At 35.2% G+C, this 5,094-nt stretch carries 6 protein-coding genes and 2 pseudogenes; all 8 read left to right on the forward strand.

Annotated elements, in window-relative coordinates; all coding sequences use genetic code 11:
- A partial coding sequence (locus U9O96_06255) for a hypothetical protein (GenBank protein MEA2054695.1) occupies window positions 1-255 on the forward strand: 255 nt, incomplete at its 5' end.
- Between the two features lie 4 nt (window positions 256-259).
- Entirely contained in the window at window positions 260-550 is a 291-nt protein-coding gene (locus U9O96_06260; protein ID MEA2054696.1) for a TIGR04076 family protein, read from the forward strand.
- A 22-nt stretch (window positions 551-572) separates the two neighbouring features.
- Complete coding sequence (locus tag U9O96_06265; GenBank protein ID MEA2054697.1) at window positions 573-1,172, forward strand: hypothetical protein; 600 nt, start codon at window positions 573-575, stop codon at window positions 1,170-1,172.
- A gap of 314 nt (window positions 1,173-1,486) precedes the next feature.
- Window positions 1,487-2,421, forward strand: a pseudogene (locus U9O96_06270) (NAD(P)-dependent oxidoreductase).
- Window positions 2,422-2,515: 94 nt separating this feature from the next.
- Window positions 2,516-3,049, forward strand: coding sequence for a nucleotidyltransferase domain-containing protein (locus tag U9O96_06275; GenBank protein MEA2054698.1), 534 nt, complete (start codon window positions 2,516-2,518; stop codon window positions 3,047-3,049).
- Window positions 3,042-3,488: a HEPN domain-containing protein gene (locus U9O96_06280; GenBank protein MEA2054699.1), complete on the forward strand. Its 447-nt coding sequence runs from the start codon at window positions 3,042-3,044 to the stop codon at window positions 3,486-3,488. Before U9O96_06275 ends, U9O96_06280 begins: the two co-directional genes overlap by 8 nt.
- Before the next feature lie 62 nt (window positions 3,489-3,550).
- Window positions 3,551-4,954 (forward strand): putative DNA binding domain-containing protein, encoded by a 1,404-nt coding sequence (locus U9O96_06285; GenBank protein MEA2054700.1) that lies wholly within the window; start codon window positions 3,551-3,553, stop codon window positions 4,952-4,954.
- Between the two features lie 44 nt (window positions 4,955-4,998).
- Window positions 4,999-5,094 (forward strand): annotated as a pseudogene (locus U9O96_06290) (UDP-N-acetylglucosamine 2-epimerase).

Genomic DNA, 5,094 nt, shown 5'->3' on the forward strand with positions numbered 1-5,094 from the left:
GCAATCTATGCTATACCCCAGTTAAATTTTGAGGAACTATTGAGATTGGGAGTCATATTTGAGTTAGAGGTAGGAATAGCAGTGGATTTAGTCCAACTTCAAGATTTGGACCCTTTTTTTAAGCTAAAAGTACTCAGAAAAGGCCTGCCTCTAATAAAAAATGATTTACACCACTATTTAGTAGCACAGACATATTCAGAATGTTTAGACTTCAATATTTCCCTTGAAAAGGCAAAAGGCTTAGTAAAAAAGTGATAACATGCTGGAAATTACAGTTCATAAAATAAGGGGAAAATGTCCTGTATATAAAGTGGGGGATAAAATCGTGATAGATGATCCAGAAATAGTTTTAGATAAAACAGATGAGTTATGCACTCATGCATTATCAACCCTGCTTCATTATGCCACAATATTAGAACATGACTGGTGTCCAGTGAAGTTAGGATTAACAACAGAGAAAGGTCCAGATAATGCATATATGCAATGTGTTGATCCTGGAAAGCCATATACAGAGGGAGGAACTGTAATATTTAGATGTAAGAAAATTTAGTTATAATCGTGAAGGTGTATTAATGGAACTGAGTTACGAGAAAGGTAATATAGCCATAAAAAATAAAGTAATTACTGCCTTAGACGAATTTGTCTTAGATTTCACAAAATTACTCGGAAAATATACAAAATATACGATTGTAAGTGGATATGTTGCAATTCTTTTTGGTAGAGCAAGGGGTACCGAAGATATTGATACACTTATAGAAAGCATTGATAAAAATTTTTTCACTTCTTTTTATCAGATGCTCATAAATAAGGGATATTATTTTTTAAATCCCGAAAATGCAGATGGATTGTACGAAATGCTTGAAGAAGGGTTGGGGATAAGAATTGCAAAGAAGGATACAATCATACCAAATATCGAATTAAAATTTGTAAAGGATGACTTTGATAGATATGCCGTGGATAACCGTATAAAAGTTACAATAGATGATAAACATATATTCATTTCCCCAATTGAACTGCAAATACCTTATAAACTATATCTCGGGAGTAACAAGGATATCGAAGATGCGGTATATCTCTGGGACATTTTTGAAGAAAAAATCGATTTGAATCTTCTAAAAAAGTTCATACATGAATTAAATGTGGATGGTGAAAAATATGGAATTAAAGTTTGATAAGAATAAAAATCTCCGAGAAAGATTGAATTTCATTCATTATTACGCTGAATGGGTTAAAAGGTCGCCAAACAGGGTATGGAGTAAACAACAAGCAATACTGATTGATAGTTTCATGCAAAATTCCAAAAACTTCAAGATATCACCGGCCGAATATCTGGAGATAGCGATACATAAGCAAAGAGAAAAAAGTGATTGAAGAAATATGAAAATCTGCAATGTGTAGATTCAGAAAAACCATACACAGAAGGAGGGGCAGTCATATTTAAATGCAGAAAGGCAATTCCTGACAAGTAAAAGGGGAAGTGAAAAAAATGGAAACTAAAAGTATATTAGTTACAGGAGGAGCAGGATTTATAGGAACCAATTTGGTGAATGAGCTAAAAAAAGAGGTCATGATGTGATTGCTGCAGATCTTTACAATACAGATAGGGAGAATTACATAAGAGCAGATGTGAGAAATTACAGGCAATTAGAGAGAATATTCGATAAACAAAAATTTGATTATGTATATCATTTGGCAGCTGAATATGGCCGTTGGAATGGAGAAGATTACTATGAAAATTTATGGGCAACTAATGTTATGGGCACTAAACACATGATCCGACTGCAAGAGAAGTTAAAATTTAGAATGATTTTCTTTTCTAGTGCAGAAGTGTATGGAGATTATGAAGGGATAATGTCTGAGGACGTAATGGTCAACAATCCAATAAAAGATACATATCAAATGAACGATTATGCAATAAGTAAGTGGGCTGGAGAATTAATGTGCATGAATTCTGCAAAAATGTTTGGAACGGAAACGGTCAGAGTAAGGCCAGTTAATTGCTACGGTCCCCATGAGCATTATACTCCCTACAGAGGATTCATTCCCAAATTTATATATCACGCGTTGTTTAGTAAGCCTTATGTTGTTTACAAAGGACATAAAAGAATAATTGATTATGTTGAGGATACGTGCAGAACTTTTGCCAATATTGTGGATAATTTTATTCCAGGGGAAGTCTACAATGTTGGTGGAAAGCAGGAATGGGAAAAAGATATTAAGGAATACTCGGATATTATTCTCAATGCATGTGAAAAAGATGATTCCTTGGTTATATATAAAGAGGCAGAGCCGTATACGACAAAAGTTAAAAAGATGGATTTCTCAAAATCTGTTAGGGATTTAAAACATGATCCAAAAGTTCCGCCTGAAGAAGGGATTAAAAAAACAGTGGAATGGATGAAGTGGTATTATAGGATATAACAACATATGTGCACCATATATTTATAAATTGTAAACAATTTGTTTACGCTTTGTAAACAAAAAGTTTATAAATTGTAAACAATTTAGATATAATATGATTTCATATCTATTTAAAAGCGAAGAAAGAATAAAACTACTGTACTACATATTTTATCGAAAGGATGTAACAGTAACCCAAGTTTCAAAAGAAACAGGTGTGAATAAAGGTCTTGTTTCTAGATACTTAAATAAATTAATTAACTTTGGACTAATCAAAAAGCAGAATAGAAAATATATAATTTTAGACAATGCAATAGTTAGAGCAATAAAATTATTTCTTAATTTAAATAAGATAAATATCAATTTTATAAAATATGACTGGGTTAGAGGAATAGGTCTTTTTGGAAGTTGGGCATCTGGGGAGAATGTATATGACAGCGATATCGACATATGGGTAAAAACAGATCACTACCCTTCAGAGTATGAACTTGCAAAGCTCCAAAAAAAACTTAAAGACATGGGTGGGGCAGAGGTGAATCTTCTTGTTCTGACGCCTCAGAAGATTAAAGAATTAAAAGAGAGAGACATTCCCTTTTATAATTCAATAATAAAGAATTATGTGATACTAATGGGTGAGTCTATTGAATAAGTTGGAAGAATGTTTTGGAAGGGATCTACTACGGTATGTTGAACCTTCAGGTGAAAAAGCACAAGAATCAATAAAATTAGCAAAAGAATGGTTAGAAGAATCTATTAAGAATTTCAATTCTGGGGCATATAGATCTGGCTTGTCTTCTGCATATTTAGCTATATTTCATTCTGCAAGGGCAATACTATTTAATGATGGTGTAAGAGAGAGAAGTCATTACTGTGTAGGCGTTTATCTTGAAAAGTATGTTGATAAAAAGATGCTTGAAGGGAAATGGGTTGAAATATTTGATAGGATTAGAAGCGCGCGCCATACTGATCAATATTCTTTTACTTTGCATATAACTGCTGAAGAGGTTGAAAATAGTATCGAAATTGCAAGAGATTTCATTACCAGAATGCAAAAATTGCTAGAGGAAATACATGGTAGAGGTGTTTAAAATGAAAGGAGTTTATTCTGAATATGAAGGAAAATTGTGGAGATATTGGAAAGGGAATGTAAATGATAAAAATAAAGGATCCAATTGAAAAAGGAGAATCTGAAACAGTAGAATTCAAACCATCTTTATCTCAAACCGATAAAATAATGGAGTGTGTTTCTGCATTTTCAAATACGAAAGGAGGAATAATAGTCATAGGCGTAACTGACAAAGGCGAAGTTGGCGGTGTGGATATTGGCAAAAAGACTATTGAAACTTTGGCAAATAGGATAAAACAGAATACAGATCCGGCAATTTACCCTTCCATTTCTGTTGAGAACGTAGAAGGTAAGGATATTATTGTCATCGAGGTCAAGAAAAGCAAAACAAAGCCAGTATTTGCCTTTGATAAAGTTTACAAAAGGGTAGGAAAAAGTAATCAGAGAGTTTCAAGTGATGAGATAAGAAAATTGGCACTGGAAGGAAAGAAGATTTACTGGGATGAAGAGATTTGCGAAGGAGCGAATTTAGAGGATATTGATGAAGATAAGGTGAGGTGGTTTTTAGAGGAGGCAAGGCATAAAAGAGGGTTGGATATAAACGAAAATAGTCCTGTTGAAGAGGCATTGTTGCGATTGAAATTGTTGAAAGCGGGAAAACCAACAAATGGTGCTGTTCTGTTGTTTGGCAAAGACCCGCAGCGAAGATTCATACAATCTGAAGTTAAGTGCATCAGGTTTAAAGGTGTTAGTGTTACAGGCGAGATGATAGATCTAAGAACTGTGGATGGTGATGTGTTTGACCAATTAATAGAAGCAGAGAAGTTCATCTTCAACAACATTGCTTTGTCTGCATGGATAGAAGAAGGGAAAATCCAGCGGCAGGAGCGGTGGGAGTATCCACCAAAAGCGATAAGAGAAGCACTTGCGAATGCAATAAGTCACAGGGACTACGAAACAACATCCAAGGTTCAGGTAAGGATATTTGATGATCGGATGGAGTTCTGGAATGCTGGTAGGTTGCCGGAAGGCTGGACTGTCGAGACGCTCAGGCAGGTGCATGAGTCCATACCAAGAAATCCAGCGATAGCAAAGCAGTTCTTCTGGGTCAGGTATATTGAAGAGGTTGGGACCGGAACAAACAAGATCATAGAGTGGTGTATTGATTGGGGACTGCCAGAGCCGGAATTTGAATTTACGGGAACAAGTTTGGTCGTGACTTTTAGAAAATCCCGGCTTACGGATGAATACTTAGAACAATTGGGTTTAAATGATAGGCAGAAGAGAGCTATAACGTATCTGAAAGAGCACGGAAAAATTGACAGAAAAACTTATTGCGATATTTGTGGTGTTGGAAAAACAGTTGCTCATGAAGAGTTAGCTGATATGGTAAATAAAGAACTTATAGATATGGTCGGTAAGGGGAGAGGAGTCCACTATATTTTGCGGATGAAACGGACGATTAGCGGACGATTAGGAAACGATTAGGAAACGATTGGATGGTGGTTACAATGGTGAAAAAAGGGCACATAGATTCGGGTGGTGTGCAGGAGGAGAGCTGCATTCTTAAGGTTCCATGCGTTACTTTAAGAGATAATACTGAAAGACCAGAAACTTTAGAAGTTGGC

Source organism: Candidatus Thermoplasmatota archaeon (genome assembly GCA_034660695.1).
Lineage (GTDB): Archaea > Thermoplasmatota > E2 > UBA202 > DSCA01 > JAYEJS01.